This window comes from Nocardia sp. bgisy118, from assembly GCF_057708605.1.
The window spans coordinates 22,889-36,943 of record NZ_JBYISM010000020.1; the positions used below are offsets into that span (position 1 = coordinate 22,889).

General features: G+C 69.3%; 13 protein-coding genes and 1 pseudogene. 11 read left to right on the forward strand and 3 right to left on the reverse strand.

Going from position 1 to position 14,055, the window contains the following annotated elements; genetic code table 11:
• The first annotated feature begins 171 nt into the window (after positions 1-171).
• The 9 genes and pseudogenes from AC3EO7_RS23260 to AC3EO7_RS23300 form a co-directional block, all read left to right on the forward strand.
• Positions 172-843, forward strand: a complete 672-nt coding sequence (locus tag AC3EO7_RS23260; protein ID WP_435592381.1) for an HAD family hydrolase — start codon at positions 172-174, stop codon at positions 841-843.
• A 250-nt stretch (positions 844-1,093) separates the two neighbouring features.
• On the forward strand, positions 1,094-1,954 hold the full coding sequence (locus AC3EO7_RS23265; RefSeq protein WP_435592382.1) for a HalD/BesD family halogenase: 861 nt from the start codon (positions 1,094-1,096) through the stop codon (positions 1,952-1,954).
• 51 nt (positions 1,955-2,005) lie between these two features.
• Positions 2,006-2,827 carry a class I SAM-dependent methyltransferase gene (locus AC3EO7_RS23270; RefSeq protein WP_435592383.1) on the forward strand — a complete coding sequence of 274 codons (822 nt, stop codon included), beginning with the start codon at positions 2,006-2,008 and terminating at the stop codon, positions 2,825-2,827.
• Positions 2,828-2,982: 155 nt separating this feature from the next.
• On the forward strand, positions 2,983-4,800 hold the full coding sequence (locus tag AC3EO7_RS23275; RefSeq protein WP_431968691.1) for a choline/carnitine O-acyltransferase: 1,818 nt from the start codon (positions 2,983-2,985) through the stop codon (positions 4,798-4,800).
• On the forward strand, positions 4,797-5,363 hold the full coding sequence (locus AC3EO7_RS23280) for a GNAT family N-acetyltransferase (RefSeq protein ID WP_431968689.1): 567 nt from the start codon (positions 4,797-4,799) through the stop codon (positions 5,361-5,363). Before AC3EO7_RS23275 ends, AC3EO7_RS23280 begins: the two co-directional genes overlap by 4 nt.
• A gap of 238 nt (positions 5,364-5,601) precedes the next feature.
• Positions 5,602-5,865, forward strand: a complete 264-nt coding sequence (locus AC3EO7_RS23285) for a phosphoribosyl-ATP diphosphatase (protein ID WP_067847679.1) — start codon at positions 5,602-5,604, stop codon at positions 5,863-5,865.
• Positions 5,866-5,990: 125 nt separating this feature from the next.
• Positions 5,991-6,842 (forward strand): ATP phosphoribosyltransferase, encoded by an 852-nt coding sequence (hisG, locus tag AC3EO7_RS23290; RefSeq protein WP_431968687.1) that lies wholly within the window; start codon positions 5,991-5,993, stop codon positions 6,840-6,842.
• Between the two features lie 148 nt (positions 6,843-6,990).
• Positions 6,991-7,125 carry a hypothetical protein gene (locus tag AC3EO7_RS23295; protein WP_431968685.1) on the forward strand — a complete coding sequence of 45 codons (135 nt, stop codon included), beginning with the start codon at positions 6,991-6,993 and terminating at the stop codon, positions 7,123-7,125.
• 78 nt (positions 7,126-7,203) lie between these two features.
• Positions 7,204-7,350 (forward strand): annotated as a pseudogene (locus tag AC3EO7_RS23300) (putative sulfate exporter family transporter); the annotation flags it as partial.
• 13 nt (positions 7,351-7,363) lie between these two features.
• Here the strand turns inward: AC3EO7_RS23300 and AC3EO7_RS23305 are convergent.
• Positions 7,364-8,272 carry a RecB family exonuclease gene (locus AC3EO7_RS23305; protein ID WP_435592425.1) on the reverse strand — a complete coding sequence of 303 codons (909 nt, stop codon included), beginning with the start codon at positions 8,270-8,272 and terminating at the stop codon, positions 7,364-7,366.
• 82 nt (positions 8,273-8,354) lie between these two features.
• Between AC3EO7_RS23305 and AC3EO7_RS23310 the strand changes: the two genes are divergently transcribed.
• The gene (locus tag AC3EO7_RS23310; RefSeq protein WP_435592384.1) at positions 8,355-9,188 is read left to right on the forward strand and encodes a tRNA (adenine-N1)-methyltransferase; all 834 of its coding nucleotides are present in this window, start codon (positions 8,355-8,357) and stop codon (positions 9,186-9,188) included.
• Between the two features lie 92 nt (positions 9,189-9,280).
• Here AC3EO7_RS23310 and AC3EO7_RS23315 read toward each other — a convergent pair whose 3' ends face one another.
• A complete protein-coding gene (locus tag AC3EO7_RS23315; protein WP_435592385.1) occupies positions 9,281-9,814 on the reverse strand; it encodes a WKL family lipoprotein in 534 nt (177 codons plus the stop codon).
• Positions 9,815-9,994: 180 nt separating this feature from the next.
• Here AC3EO7_RS23315 and arc point away from each other — a divergent pair, with 180 nt between their 5' ends.
• On the forward strand, positions 9,995-11,755 hold the full coding sequence (gene arc, locus AC3EO7_RS23320; protein WP_431968677.1) for a proteasome ATPase: 1,761 nt from the start codon (positions 9,995-9,997) through the stop codon (positions 11,753-11,755).
• A gap of 746 nt (positions 11,756-12,501) precedes the next feature.
• On the opposite strand, the gene AC3EO7_RS23325 is transcribed toward arc, so the two are convergent.
• On the reverse strand, positions 12,502-14,046 hold the full coding sequence (locus AC3EO7_RS23325; RefSeq protein ID WP_435592386.1) for an acyl-CoA synthetase: 1,545 nt from the start codon (positions 14,044-14,046) through the stop codon (positions 12,502-12,504).
• Positions 14,047-14,055: the final 9 nt, after the last annotated feature.

Genomic DNA, 14,055 nt, shown 5'->3' on the forward strand with positions numbered 1-14,055 from the left:
TCCCGCGCGGACTGGCGACAGACCGCGTCCGGCGGCGCCTGCCGGACCCGTGGTCCGGCCGTGCCCGGCCGACGGAAGGTGCGGGGGCGGTGCCCATTACGCTGGACGTCGGTTTCCCCGGCGGGCGCACGGTCCGTCGATTCGATCGGCGCACGAGGAGAACGACCGCACGTGACAGCGCGACTCGCCGCGGTGCTGTGGGACATGGACGGGACGCTGCTGGACTCGGAGAAGCTCTGGGACATAGGTGTCAGGGAGCTGGCGGTCGAACTCGGCACCGCGATGACCGACGAGATCAGGCACGCGCTCATCGGCGCGTCCGGCCCGAACGCCCTGCGCATCCTGTTCGACGGACTCGGCCTCGACCCGACGCCGCAGGCCCTGCGCGACGCCGCGGGCTTCCTGGAGCGGCGGGTGACCGAGTTGATGACCGGCCCGATCCCGTGGCGGCCCGGCGCCAAGGACGCCCTCGGCCTCGTCCGCGACGCGGGCCTCGCCTCGGCGCTCGTCACCAACACCAAACGCTCGCTCACCGAGTACGGCCTGGACACCCTCGGCCGCGATTTCTTCGACGTCTCCGTCTGCGGTGACGAAGTGCCGGAGGGAAAACCCGAACCGGACGTCTACCTGCGCGCCGCCGAGCTGCTCGGCGTCCACCCGCGCGACTGCGTGGCCATCGAGGATTCGCCGACCGGCGCCCGCGCCGCCGCGGCCGCGGGCTGCGCCGTCCTCGTCGTCCCCTGCGAGATCCCGGTCCCGGAAGCGCCCGGCCTCGTCTTCCGCGACACCTTGGTCGGTCTCACCCACGTCGATCTGGAACGCACACTGCACGCCCGCGGCTGACGCTCCTTCGCGCGTCCGCGGCGGCGCCGTGATCGCGTCCGGCGGGGCGGGAACCGTTGCGCGAGCGGAAGAAGACGTCGCGGAGCGAACCCGGGACTGGTCGGTCGGATCGCGTTGCGAGTACCGAGCAAATGCTCGGGAGTTACTGTCCTGCAACGCAAGTGCGCGCAGATGGTAAGTGTGACCGTATTCACCGGCAACTTTTCCGAATCCCCGGGCGTGTCGTCGATTTCTGCACCAAGATGACGCCATGGCTGCGACGGGTGTGCTGGACGAAATCGTCGATACCGCAAGGTATCCGCTCGCGTCGCAGGGGTCGGCGGGGTGGCGGGCGGCGGTCGACGCGGCGCGGGCCGACCTGGCCGACGGCGGCTGCACCGTCCTACGCGAGTTCATCCGCCCCGAGCTGATCGAGACGCTGCGCGCGCAGGGCGAGGACATCGCGCCGCACGCGCACTACGAGGTGGAGCGGGTCAACGCCTACAACATTCCGCTGAACACCGAACTGCCCCGGGATCATCCGGGCCGCCTCGTGATGGAACGCGGAAACGCGTTCGTGCCCCGCGACCGCATCCCCGCCGAGGCGCTGATCCACCGGCTCTACACCAGCGACGCGTTCCAGCGCTTCGTCGCGGACTGCTTCGGCCTGTCCGAGCTGCACGAATACGCCGATCCGCTGGCGGGACTGTGCCTGAACGTGGTCGCTCCCGGCATGTCGCATCCGTGGCACTTCGACACCAACGAGTTCACCGTCAGCATGCTCACTCAGCTGCCGGAAGCGGGCGGGGTCTTCGAATACTGCCCCGACATCCGCACGCCGCACGCCGAGAATCTCGCCGATGTGCGCGACGTGCTCGCCGGTTCCGGCGAGCGCCTGATCCGCAGGCTCGAACTGCGCCCCGGCGACCTGCAACTGTTCCAAGGTCGCTTCTCCCTTCATCGCGTGTCCCCGGTTTCCGGTGGCAGGCAACGACACTCGGCGATCTTCGCCTACACGGACCGGCCCGGTGTCATCGGCACCGTGGAGCGGACCCGCCAGCTGTTCGGCCGCGTCCTGCCCGAACACGTCGCCGAGGACCGCTTGGTCCGCGGTGACCGACTACTCGACTGAGCTCAGCTCGACCCGATCGACTGGGCTCAGCTCGACCCGAGAGGAACACACGTGCCAGTGCCGTTAGACACGACCGGGAAAGCCTCCTTCGACGACATCTACGACCGTCCCGATCCCCGCGACTACTACGCACGGATGTCCGAGCTGGACTACCGCATACCGGAACTGGCGAAGCCCTTCTTCGAGCAGCAGATTCGGGAGTACCGCGCCTCCGCGCGCGTGGCGACGCCGACCGTGCTCGACATCGGCTGCTCCTACGGCGTGAACGCGGCGCTGCTGCGCTTCGACACCGGCATCGATGAGCTCACCGAGCACTACCGCACCGCCGCCGAGGTCGACCGTGCGCAGCTCGTCGCGCGCGATCGCGACCGTCTCGCCGGCTGCGAACATCATTCCGACGTGCGCTTCGTCGGCGTGGACGTCTCCGGCCCCGCGCTGGACTACGCGCACGCCGCGGGGTTTTTGCACGACATCGTGCACGCCGACCTCGAATCCGCCGATCCCACCGACGAGCAGTGCGAGGTGCTCGCCGCCGCCGACATCGTCCTGTCGACCGGCTGTATCGGCTACGTCACCGAGAAGACGTTGCTGCGGATCGCCACCGCGCACCCGCGGCGCAGGCCGTGGATGGCGCACTTCGTGCTGCGCATGTTCGATTTCGATCCGATGGCCGAAGAGCTGGCGGCGCTCGGCTACCGCACCGAGCAGGCGTCCGGTTTGTTCGCGCAGCGCAGGTTCGCCTCCGCCGACGAACAGCAGCGCGTGCTGAACACGCTGTCGGACAAGGGAATCGACACCACCGGCCGGGAAGCCGACGGCTGGCTGTACGCGCAGCTCTACCTGTCGCGTCCCGGCCCGAAGGGCCAAGCCTGAGCCTTTCGCTCGAAAACACCGGCAACCTCTTGTCGAAACTCGGCCTCGTCGCCGAGGATCTGTAGTGGAGCGACGCATTCCACGAACTCCCGCGCACGGATGCTGTCCCGCCGTGCGCGTCTCACCCACCGCACCCGAACCGCGAGGACCCCGACTTGACCGACCGCACCTTCGCCGCCGAAGACCACCTGCCCCGGGTACCGCTGCCGACGCTGGAGGACAGCTGCGCCAGGTTCCTGGAGTGGTGCAGCCCGCTGCTCACCGACGACGAACTCGCCACCACCGAGGCGGCGGTCGCCGACCTGCTCCGCCCGGACGGCCCGGGCCGGACGCTGCACGCGGCACTGGCGGACTACGACGCCACGCCGGGCGTCGGCAGCTGGCTCGACCTGTTCTGGCCGTCGCGCTATCTCGGCAGGCGCGACCGAATCGCGTTGAACGCCAACTTCTTCTTCCTCTTCCGCGACGACACGCCGCTGGCCGCCTCCACCGCGGCCGATCAGGTGGAGCGGGCCGCGGCCATCGTCTCGGCCGCCGTCGACTACAAGCTGGCCCTCGACGAGGAGGCGATCCCGCCGGTCACCCAGCGCGGGCAGCAGCTGTCCATGTGGCAGAACAAGTACCTGTTCTCCGAGACCAGGATTCCCGGCGAGCAGCAGGACTCCGTCCGGGTGCCCTACAGCCCGGAGTGGCCGGGACCCTCGCGGGAGCGGCACATCGTGGTGTTCTACCGCGGCAGCATGTTCCGGATGGACGTGATCGGCGCGGGCGGCGCGCCGTACTCGCTCGACGACCTCGCCGACGGTCTGCGCGCGGTACTCAAGGCCGGGTCGCGCTCGGCGCGCACCGACACCGCCGTCGGTCACCTCACCACCAAGGCGCGCGCCGAGTGGGCCGCGAGCCGGACGGCGCTCCGCGCCGAACCCGCCAACGTCGCGGCGCTCGACACCATCGAGACGGCGCTGTTCTGCCTGTGCCTGGAGGACTTCGCCCCGCGCGACACCCTGCACGCCTGCGACCAGCTGCTGCACGGTGACAGCGCCAACCGCTGGTTCGACAAGGCGGTCTCGTTCATCGTCTTCGGCGACGGCCAGGCGGGCATCAACGTGGAGCACTGCGGGCTGGACGGCACCACCATCCTGTCCTTCGTCGACACCGTGCTCGAGTCCTCGGCCGCCGAGCACGCGGAACGCTCGGGCGCGCAGGCGCAGGGGCTGCCGCCGGTGGAATCGATCGAGTTCACCCTCGACGCCGAACTGCGCACCGACATCGCGTCGGCGGGCGCCGCCTTCGCCCGCTACGCGGCCGAAAACGCCACGCAGACCGTCTCTTTCGAGGACTTCGGCACCGCGCGGGCCAAGCAGCTCGGCATCTCGCCGGACGCCTTCGCCCAGCTGAGCTACCAGCTCGCGCACCGGCGCAGCAAAGGCATCACGGGCGCCACCTACGAATCGATCGCGACCCGCCAGTACCGCAACGGCCGCACCGAGGCCATGCGCGTGGTGACGCCGGAGATGATCGCCTTCGTCGACGCCATGCAGGACCCCGCCGCCGACACCGCGACCCGGCTCGCCGCCGCGCGGACCGCCGCGGCCAAGCATGTCGAGCGGGCCAAGCAATGCCAGGCGGGTGACGCGCCGGAGCAGCACCTGTGGGAGCTGCAGTGGATCCAGCGCCGCCGCGGCGCGGAACTCGGTGTCACCGAACCGATTTCGCTCTACGACAGCCCCGGCTGGGTGATCATGCGCGACGACTACCTCAGCACCAGCTCGGCGCCGTCGGTCAACATCCAGTACTTCGGCTTCGGCTCGACCAGCCCGCGCTGCATCGGCGTGGCCTACGTGCTGCTGCCGGACCGCTGGAACCTCTACCTGGCGACGCCCAAGGCGGTGGCCGACCAGATGCACGAGTACGCCGACTACTTGCGCGTCGCGGTCGCCGAACTGGCGGACCTGTTGTCGTCGGGGGAGTGACCGGCGCGGAGGAGGTGCGCACGCCGGAGTTCACCTGGCGTCGCGTCGCCGAAGCGGATTTCCCGCTGCTCGGCGGTTGGCTGGCGCGTCCGCACGTGGCGCGGTGGTGGAACCACGAGACCTCGCCGGAGGCGGTGCGGCGCGATTTCGGCCCCACCGCCCGCGGCGAGGAGCCGGCCGAAGACCTTCTCGCCCACGCCGACGGCGTGCCGATCGGCCTGGTGCAGCGGTGCCGGATCGCCGACTATCCGGAGTACCTCGACGAGCTGCGTGAGCTCGCCGAGGTGCCCGAGTCGGCGATGACCGTCGACTACCTGGTCGGCGAGCCGGACCTGGTCGGGCGCGGCGTGGGTTCGGCGATGATCCGTGCCGCCCTGGCCGACACCTGGGCGGCGTATCCGGAAGCCGACTGCGTCATCGTGCCGGTCGCGGCGGCCAATGCGGCATCGTGGCGGGCGCTCGAGAAGGCGGGACTGCGGCGCGTCGCGGAGGGCGAGCTGACGCCGGACAACCCGGCCAACGGCACCGCGCACTACATCTACCGCGTCGACCGGCCGCGCTGAATCCGGATCGCGCCGCTCGTTTCACTCCGAGTCGCCGTGCCGAACCGCCCCAACGGTTCGGCACGGCGCGACGGGCCCGGGGACGATCCGGTCACCATGGACGCTGGGCGTTCCGCCGCGTTCGGTCCGGCCGCGCGCGGACCTCGTTCGCCCGCGTCCGTCGGACGCACGGCTCGCGGCCGGTCGGAGGTGGACCGGGACGGTAGCTGGGAATGCGCGTCTGAAAGAATGGCCAGCCGTGAAGACTTTCGAAGCCCTGTTCGCCGAGCTGCAGGATCGTGCCATCACCCGCCCCGAGGGTTCCGGCACCGTGGCCGCGCTGGACGCCGGCGTGCATGCCCAGGGCAAGAAGGTGCTGGAGGAGGCGGGCGAGGTCTGGCTGGCCGCCGAACACGAGAGCGACGAATCGCTGGCCGAGGAGATCTCGCAGCTGCTCTACTGGGTCCAGGTGCTCATGGTGGGCCGGGGACTGAAGCTCGACGACGTGTACCGACATCTGTGACGGTCGCGTCCATCCCGTAGTTTCGTTCCCGGGCGTGAACGGGTCAGGCCCGTAGGCGGTAGCGGAGCGTGACCACGGAGGGCCCCCGCTCACGCCAAGTCGAACACCGAAAGGACTCCACCCCCATGCTGCGCGTCGCAGTCCCCAACAAAGGCGCCCTGTCCGAATCCGCGACCTCCATCCTGGCCGAGGCCGGATACCGCAAGCGCACCGACTCCCGCGACCTGAGCGTGCTCGACCCCGCGAACCAGGTCGAGTTCTACTTCCTCCGTCCCAAGGACATCGCCGTCTACGTCGGCTCCGGCGAACTCGACCTCGGCATCACCGGCCGCGATCTCGCGCTGGACTCCGGTGCGCCGGTGCAGGAACGCCTCGCGCTCGGCTTCGGCCGCTCCACCTTCCGCTACGCCGCGCCTGCGGGCCGGGAATGGAAGGTCGAGGATCTCTATGACAAGCGCATCGCGACCTCCTACCCGAACCTGGTGCTCGCGGACCTGCAGCGCCGCGGCATCGAGGCCGAGGTGATCCGCCTCGACGGCGCGGTCGAGATCTCCATCCAGCTCGGCGTCGCCGACGCCATCGCCGATGTGGTCGGTTCGGGGCGCACGCTGCGCCAGCACAACCTGGTCGCCTTCGGCGAAACTTTGTGCGATTCGGAAGGCGTGCTCATCGAGGCCGTCGGGTCGGACCGCAACGACCGGGCCCGCAACCAGCTCATCGCCCGCGTCCAGGGCGTGGTGTTCGCCCAGCAGTACCTGATGCTGGACTACGACTGCCCGAAGGAGCTGCTCGAGCAGGCCGTGCGGATCACGCCGGGCCTGGAATCGCCGACCGTCTCCCCGCTCGCCGACGCCGGCTGGGTCGCGGTGCGGGCGCTGGTGCCGCGCAACCGGGGCAACGCGGTGATGGACGAGCTCGCCGACCTCGGCGCCAAGGCCATCCTGGCCACCGACATCCGGTCCTGCCGGGCCTTCTGACCTCGCCGGACGCCGGGCGGATACCGGAGTGTATCCGCCCGGATCGTCCGTTCCCACCGATCGATTCACGCGGAGTTCAACCGCTGCGACCCGCGGCGGCGCGTTGGTACGGTGCGGCCTCTCGATGAGGAACGCAAGGAGCACCACCGTGTCGCAGACACCGCCCGAGGAACGTCCGGGCAGCACTTTCACCTGGAACGAGGACTGGCTGGCGGCGATCGTCGGACTGGCGCTCGTCGCGCTCGTCCTGCTCGGCGCGATCCCGGATCGGCTGGTGCCCTGATGTCGGACACCCACGCGCGGCAGGCCGATCCCGCGCCCTCCGCCGAGCCGCCGGTGCGCTCGGAAACCTCCGCGCTGCTTCGTCTCGATCGGCCTGGAATTCTCGCTGCGCGGGCTGCGTGCGGCGGGCTGGCGACCTGTCGCCGTCTTCGGCTCCGCCGTCGCGGTGAATCTGCTTGTCGGCCTTGGACTCTCGGTGCTGCTGTTCCGCGACTTCAGCGTGTGATCCGGTCCGGAGGTCAGTCGGCGACGGCCTCGGCCAGGGTCTCGTCCGGCGACTCCCCGCCGCCCTCCGGCCAGCCGGGGTAGGGCGGCGGGGTGCCGCCGAACTCCGGGCACAGCGGCTTGTAGTCGCAGTAGCCGCACAGCCAGCTCGTCGACGGCGGGAACTCGCCCGTGCGGCCCGCCTCGCGCACCGCCGTCCACAGCGCCGACAGGGTGCGTTCGAAGCGGCCGAGCTCTTCGATGTCGGGCGCGTAGGTGAGGATCTGCCGGTCGGCCAGGTAGATCAGGCGCAGCTGGGCGGGCAGCACGCCGCGGGTGCGCAGCACCACCAGCGCGTAGAACTTCAGCTGGAACAGCGCCTTGGTCTCCTGCGCGAGACCCGGCGCGCGTCCGGTCTTGTAGTCGACCACCCGCAGCTCGCCGGTCGGGGCCACGTCGATCCGGTCGATGAACCCGCGCAGCAGCACGCCGTCGTCCAGCTCGACCTCGACCCTGGCCTCGCGGGATTCCGGCTCGAACCGGGTCGGGTCCTCCAGCTGGTAGTAGCTCTCGACCAGCGCGCGGACCTCGCCGAGGAACGGCATGAGCCCGTCGGCCGCGACCAGTTCCGCGATCTCCGGCTGCGCGGCCAGCACGCGGTCCCAAGCCGGTTCCACCAGCGCGGCGGCGCGCTCGAGTACGCGGTCCGCGGCGGGCAGCCCGTACAGGTCCTCGAGCACCGCGTGCACCACCGTGCCGCGCACCGCGTGCCGCGAGGGCGGCTCCGGAATCCGGTCGATCGCGCGCAGCCGGTACTTCAGCGGGCACTGCTTGAAATCCATTGCCCGCGAAGGGGACAGCGCGGGCCTGCGGCGCGTCTCGGCGGGCGCGGGCTCCGGTGCGGAGGCGGCGTCGGCAGGGGGCGTGGACACGGGCGCTGGCATACCTGGCAGGCTATCCGGCGGCACCGACACGCCGGTGCCGAACCGCGACGACAGCGCGAAGACCAGCAGCGAACGGAGATTCATGACGGCCAGACGGACCGGGCCATTCACCACCGGGGACCGGGTGCAGCTGACCGATGCCAAGGGACGCCTCCACACGGTGATCTTGGAGCCGGGCAAGGAGTTCCACACCCACCGCGGCGGGATCAAGCACGACGATCTGATCGGCGCCGACGAGGGCAGCCTCGTGCACTCCACCAACGGCACCCCGTATCTGGCCCTGCGCCCGCTGCTGGTCGACTACGTGCTGTCCATGCCGCGCGGCGCGGCCGTCATCTACCCGAAGGACGCCGCCCAGATCGTGCACGAGGGCGATGTGTTCCCCGGCGCGCGGGTGCTGGAGGCCGGGGCGGGCTCCGGCGCGCTGACCTGTTCGCTGTTGCGGGCGGTCGGCCCGGAGGGCGAGGTCGTCTCCTACGAGATCCGTGAGGACCACGCCGAGCACGCCGTTCGCAATGTGGAGCGCTTCTTCGGCGAACGTCCAGCTAACTGGAGTCTCACCGTCGGCGAAGTCGCCGACTACGCGGGCGATCCGGTCGACCGGGTGGTGCTGGACATGCTGGCGCCGTGGGACGCGCTGTCCGCGGTGTCCAAGGCGCTGGTGCCGGGCGGCGTCCTCATCGTGTACGTGGCGACCGTCACCCAGCTGTCCAAGGTGGTCGAGGCGCTGCGCGAACAGGAGTGCTGGACCGAGCCGAGGTCATGGGAGTCGATGGTGCGCGGCTGGCACGTCGTCGGCCTCGCAGTCCGCCCCGAGCACCGCATGCAGGGCCACACGGCCTTCCTGGTGAGCGCCCGCAGGCTCGCCGAGGGTGTGGTCACCCCCAAGCCGCAACGCCGCCCCTCGAAGGGCTGAGGCGCTCGGGAGCCGCAGCGCCGAGAACGCGCCCGGGCGAGGTTTCACCGGAGACGGGGAAATCACGCACGGGCGCGCGGGCCGAGGTGCGACTAGGGCGTGCAGGGCGCCTGGGCGAAGCCCAGCATGGTGCACGCGGTGGCGTCCGAGAGCTTCCACTTGCCGTCGACGTGCTGCCAGGTCATCGGCATGGCCGGGGCCGAGCCGTGCGGGGAGGTGATGACGACCTGGGCGGTGGCGGTCTCGCCCTCGGTCTTGACGTCGCTGACCACGAAGGTGAGCTGGCCGTAGCCGGCGAGCAGCTGGTTCATCTGGTCGATGTTGGCGGCGCGCTTCTCACCGTCCACGATGATCGCGGTCTTCTCGGCTGTGGGCTTGCTGGGATCGGCGACCAGTGCCAAGGTGGCCTGCAACTCCTCGGGCTTGGGAGCGTCGCCCGCGGCGTGGTCGTGCCCGCCCGCCGCGCCGGTGGTGGCCGCTGCCGAGGTGGTGACCACCGCCGAGGTGCCGGTCGCGGCGGTGTCGGAGGAGTCGTCCGAGCCGCAGGCGGTCAGCCCCACCGTAACGGCGAGGGCTGCCGCGGCGGTAGCCACGGAAACACGCAGGGTTTTGGCAGGAAGGAGCATTGTCCAGCAACCTTTCGGCTCGGGTGACGAGGGACCTCGCCCACGTCGGGTTAGGGCAGGCTAACATGGACACTCAGCCGCCGATCGCAGCACAGATGTGATCACGACGAAACCATGTCGGAAAGCGAGAACGGTTCGCGCCCGGTAGCGTTGATAGACCGGGACTGGGAGGAGCAGCACATGAGCCCCATCGAGAATTCGGATTCGGCGGCCTGGAGAGAGCTCGAGGCGATACGCGCCGAGGCGGCTGCACTCCGAAGGCAACTCGCCGATTCGCCGGATCGCACACGGGAATTGGAAGCCCGCATCGATTCGCTGACCATTCGCAACACGAAGCTGATGGACACGCTCAAGGAGGCGCGCCAGCAACTGGTCGCGTTGCGCGAGGAGGTCGATCGGCTGGGTCAGCCGCCGAGCGGATACGGCATTCTGATCGGCGTGTACGACGATCAGACGGTCGACGTGTTCACTTCGGGTCGGAAGATGCGGTTGACGTGTTCACCGAACATCGACACCGCGATCCTCGAGTACGGCCAGACCGTGCGCCTCAACGAGGCGCTGACGGTCGTCGAGGCGAACACCTACGACTCGGTCGGCGAGATCGGCACCCTGCGCGAGATCCTCGATGACGGGCGCCGCGCGCTGGTCGTCGGCCATGCCGACGAGGAGCGCGTGGTCTGGCTGGCGGGCCCGCTGGCGAAGGTCGCCGAGGTCGATGATCTGGACGACCCCGATGCCCCCATTCGCAAACTGCGGCCCGGTGATTCGCTGCTGGTCGACACCAAGGCGGGCTTCGCTTTCGAGCGCATCCCCAAGGCCGAGGTCGAAGATCTCGTGCTGGAGGAAGTCCCCGATGTCGACTACAACGACATCGGCGGTCTCGGACGCCAGATCGAGCAGATCCGCGACGCCGTGGAACTGCCGTTCCTGCACAAGGATCTGTTCCGCGAGTACGCGCTGCGCCCGCCCAAGGGCGTGCTGCTCTACGGTCCGCCCGGCTGCGGTAAGACGCTGATCGCCAAGGCGGTGGCCAACTCGCTGGCCAAGAAGATCGCCGAGGCGCGTGGTGAGGATGCCAAGGAAGCCAAGTCGTTCTTCCTGAACATCAAGGGCCCCGAGCTGCTCAACAAGTTCGTCGGCGAGACCGAGCGCCACATCAGGATCATCTTCCAGCGGGCGCGCGAGAAGGCCTCCGAGGGCACTCCGGTGATCGTGTTCTTCGACGAGATGGACTCGATCTTCCGCACCCGCGGCTCGGGCGTCTCCTCCGATGTGGAGACAACCGTTGTGCCGCAGCTGCTTTCGGAGATCGACGGTGTCGAGGGCCTGGAGAACGTCATCGTCATCGGCGCCTCCAACCGCGAGGACATGATCGACCCCGCGATCCTGCGGCCCGGCCGCCTGGACGTGAAGATCAAGATCGAGCGGCCGGACGCCGAATCGGCGCAGGACATCTTCTCCAAGTACCTGACCGAGCACCTGCCGCTGCACGCCGACGATCTCGAAGAGTTCGGCGGCGACAAGGTCGCCTGCATTGCCGCAATGATCGAACGGGTCGTCGACCGGATGTACGCCGAGAGCGAGGACAACCGCTTCCTGGAGGTCACCTACGCCAACGGTGACAAGGAAGTCCTGTACTTCAAGGACTTCAACTCCGGCGCCATGATCCAGAACATCGTGGACCGCTCCAAGAAGTACGCCATCAAGGCGGTGCTCGACACCGGCAACCCGGGTCTGCGCATCCAGCATCTCTACGATTCGATCGTGGACGAGTTCTCCGAGAACGAGGACCTGCCCAACACCACGAATCCCGATGACTGGGCCCGCATTTCGGGTAAGAAGGGTGAGCGCATCGTGTACATCCGCACTCTGGTCACCGGCAAGAACGCCAGCGCCAGTCGTGCGATCGATACAGAGTCGAACACGGGTCAGTACCTGTAGTTCGGTGGTGTGGCGGGCCGTGTCTCCTTTGGGGGCGCGGCTCGCGCCGTGTCGGGTGAGCGCATCGTGTACATCCGGCTGCGCTCGATGCACCGGCAAGAACGCCAGCGCCAGTCGTGCGATCGATACGGAGTCGAATACGGGTCAGTACCTGTAGTTCGGTGGTGTGGCGGGCCGTGTCTCCTTTGGGGGCGCGGCTCGCGCCGTGTCGGGTGGTGGTTGTGCCGAGGGCCGCGTCTCCCATGGGCGCGGCCCTTCGCCGTGTCCGGCGAACGGATCCCCGCGTTCCACTGAATGGAATGTGATTCAACCCACTGGACGCTTGTCTGGGAAGATAATGCCAGCTTGGAGCCCTGCTCCAGGTGTGCGCGCGATGCTTCTCCGGTCTTTTTGGACCGAAAACGCCTCCGGCAAACATCTGAATCATGCATGCTTCAGATTAACGGCGCGCCGACCGTGCGCACCGTATCGAGATGAGGAGCACCCCATGTCCGGATCTGCAGCGGATTTCCTGGCCGAAGTTCTGATCAAGACCATCCAGCAGCTGCTGGGGTCGGGCAGCGCGAGCTGAGTCCACCGCCGCCTCCGCGGCGGCCATGCGCGGACGGCCGACGGACGCCGTCGGGCAGCGCACGTGGCCACCGCGCACGACGGATCGAAGGGCCGAGCCTCCCGAGAGGGGGCTCGGCCCTTCGTCTGTGCCGACGCGGAGCGAATCTCGCGCTCCGGGAATAGATCCGGCCCGATCAGTTGACCTGCCGTGCCCCGGTGTCCCAATACTTCTGCCGCAGATCGCGTTTCAGGATCTTCCCGGCGCCCGACACCGGCAGCGCGTCCACGATCTCGATGCTGCGCGGCGCCTTGTACCCGGCGATCAGTTCCTTGGCGTGGCCCCGGATCTCCTCCGCCGTCACCTGCCGGCCCGGCTTGCAGACGATGACCGCGTGTACCCGCTCGCCCCATTCGGTGTCGGGCACGCCGATGACCGCCACCGCGGCGACCGCCGGATGCGCGGCGACGGCGTTCTCCACCTCGGCGGAGTACACGTTCTCGCCGCCGGAGACGATCATGTCCTTGATGCGGTCCACGATGTAGACGTAGCCGTCCTCGTCCATGTAGCCGCCGTCGCCGGTGTGCATCCAGCCGTCCCGCACCGCGTCCGCGGTCTCGGCGGGCTTGTTCCAGTAGCCGAGCATCACGTGGCCACCGCGCACGACGACCTCGCCGACCTCGCCGCGCGGCACCTCGACGCCGTCGGAATCCACGATCCGGACCTCGCTGTGCGGGGCGGCCCGTCCCGCCGAGCGCAACCGACCGGCCAGATGGTCCTGCGGGCCCAGCAGGGTGGCGATCGGCGCGACCTCGGTCATGCCGTAGGCCTGGGTGAACCCGGCTCGCCGGAAGGCGGCCATCGCGCGCTCGAGCACCGCCTGCGAGATCGGCGAGGCGCCGTACATGATGTGCTCCACGCTGGACAGGTCGAACTCGGCGGCGCGGGGATGGTCGACCAGCATCTGGATCATCACCGGCACGAGTACCGAGGAACTCACCCGATGCTGCTGGATCGCGGTCAGCGTGGCGACCGGATCGAACGCGGGGATCATCACGTGGGTGCCGCCCAGCATCAGCACACCCTGCCATCCGGCCAGGTCGGCGAGGTGGAACATCGGCGCCGCGTGCAGGAAGACCGCACCGGGAGCCATCAGGTATCCGGTGGCGACGCCGCCGAGCGCGGAGGTCAGCAGGTTCGCGTGGCTGAGCACCACGCCCTTGGGGAATCCGGTGGTGCCGCCGGTGTAGAAGATGCCCGCCGGCGCTGCGCCGCCGCGGCGCGCGTCGGGGATGGGCGTGGCATCCGCGATGAGCCGCTCGTAGTCGAGCGCGCCCTCGGGGGCCGGGCCGTCGCCGCAGTGGACAACGGCGCGGAGCTCGGGATACTGCGCCCGCAGCGCGGGGACCATGGGGGCGAACGCGTCGTCGACGAAGAGGACCCGGCTGTCGGAATCGGCCAGGGAATAGGCGATTTCGGCCGGGCTCCAGCGGATGTTCACCGGATTGAGGACGGCGTCCGCCCACGGCACCGCGAGCAGGTACTCGTGGTAGCGGTCGGAGTTCAGTGACAGCATCGCCACCCGGTCGTCCGCGCCGACGCCGAGGCCACGCAACGCGCCCGCCAATCGGGACACCCGGTCGAGCACCTCCCGGTTGGTCCGCGTCCGCGGGCCGCAGATGGTCATCAGGCCGTCGGGGTTGTGCTGGGCGGCGCGGTGCAGGCCCTGAGTCAGATACATCGTCTATTC

What these genes read in the sequence shown, in the direction of transcription:
- AC3EO7_RS23265 (WP_435592382.1), top strand. Translation starts at nt 1,094, where the DNA reads ATGGCTGCGACGGGTGTGCTGGACGAAATCGTCGATACCGCAAGGTAT.
- hisG (WP_431968687.1), top strand. Translation starts at nt 5,991, where the DNA reads ATGCTGCGCGTCGCAGTCCCCAACAAAGGCGCCCTGTCCGAATCCGCG.
- AC3EO7_RS23305 (WP_435592425.1), bottom strand. Translation starts at nt 8,272, where the DNA reads ATGCCAGCGCCCGTGTCCACGCCCCCTGCCGACGCCGCCTCCGCACCG.
- AC3EO7_RS23310 (WP_435592384.1), top strand. Translation starts at nt 8,355, where the DNA reads ATGACGGCCAGACGGACCGGGCCATTCACCACCGGGGACCGGGTGCAG.
- AC3EO7_RS23315 (WP_435592385.1), bottom strand. Translation starts at nt 9,814, where the DNA reads ATGCTCCTTCCTGCCAAAACCCTGCGTGTTTCCGTGGCTACCGCCGCG.
- arc (WP_431968677.1), top strand. Translation starts at nt 9,995, where the DNA reads ATGAGCCCCATCGAGAATTCGGATTCGGCGGCCTGGAGAGAGCTCGAG.
- AC3EO7_RS23325 (WP_435592386.1), bottom strand. Translation starts at nt 14,046, where the DNA reads ATGTATCTGACTCAGGGCCTGCACCGCGCCGCCCAGCACAACCCCGAC.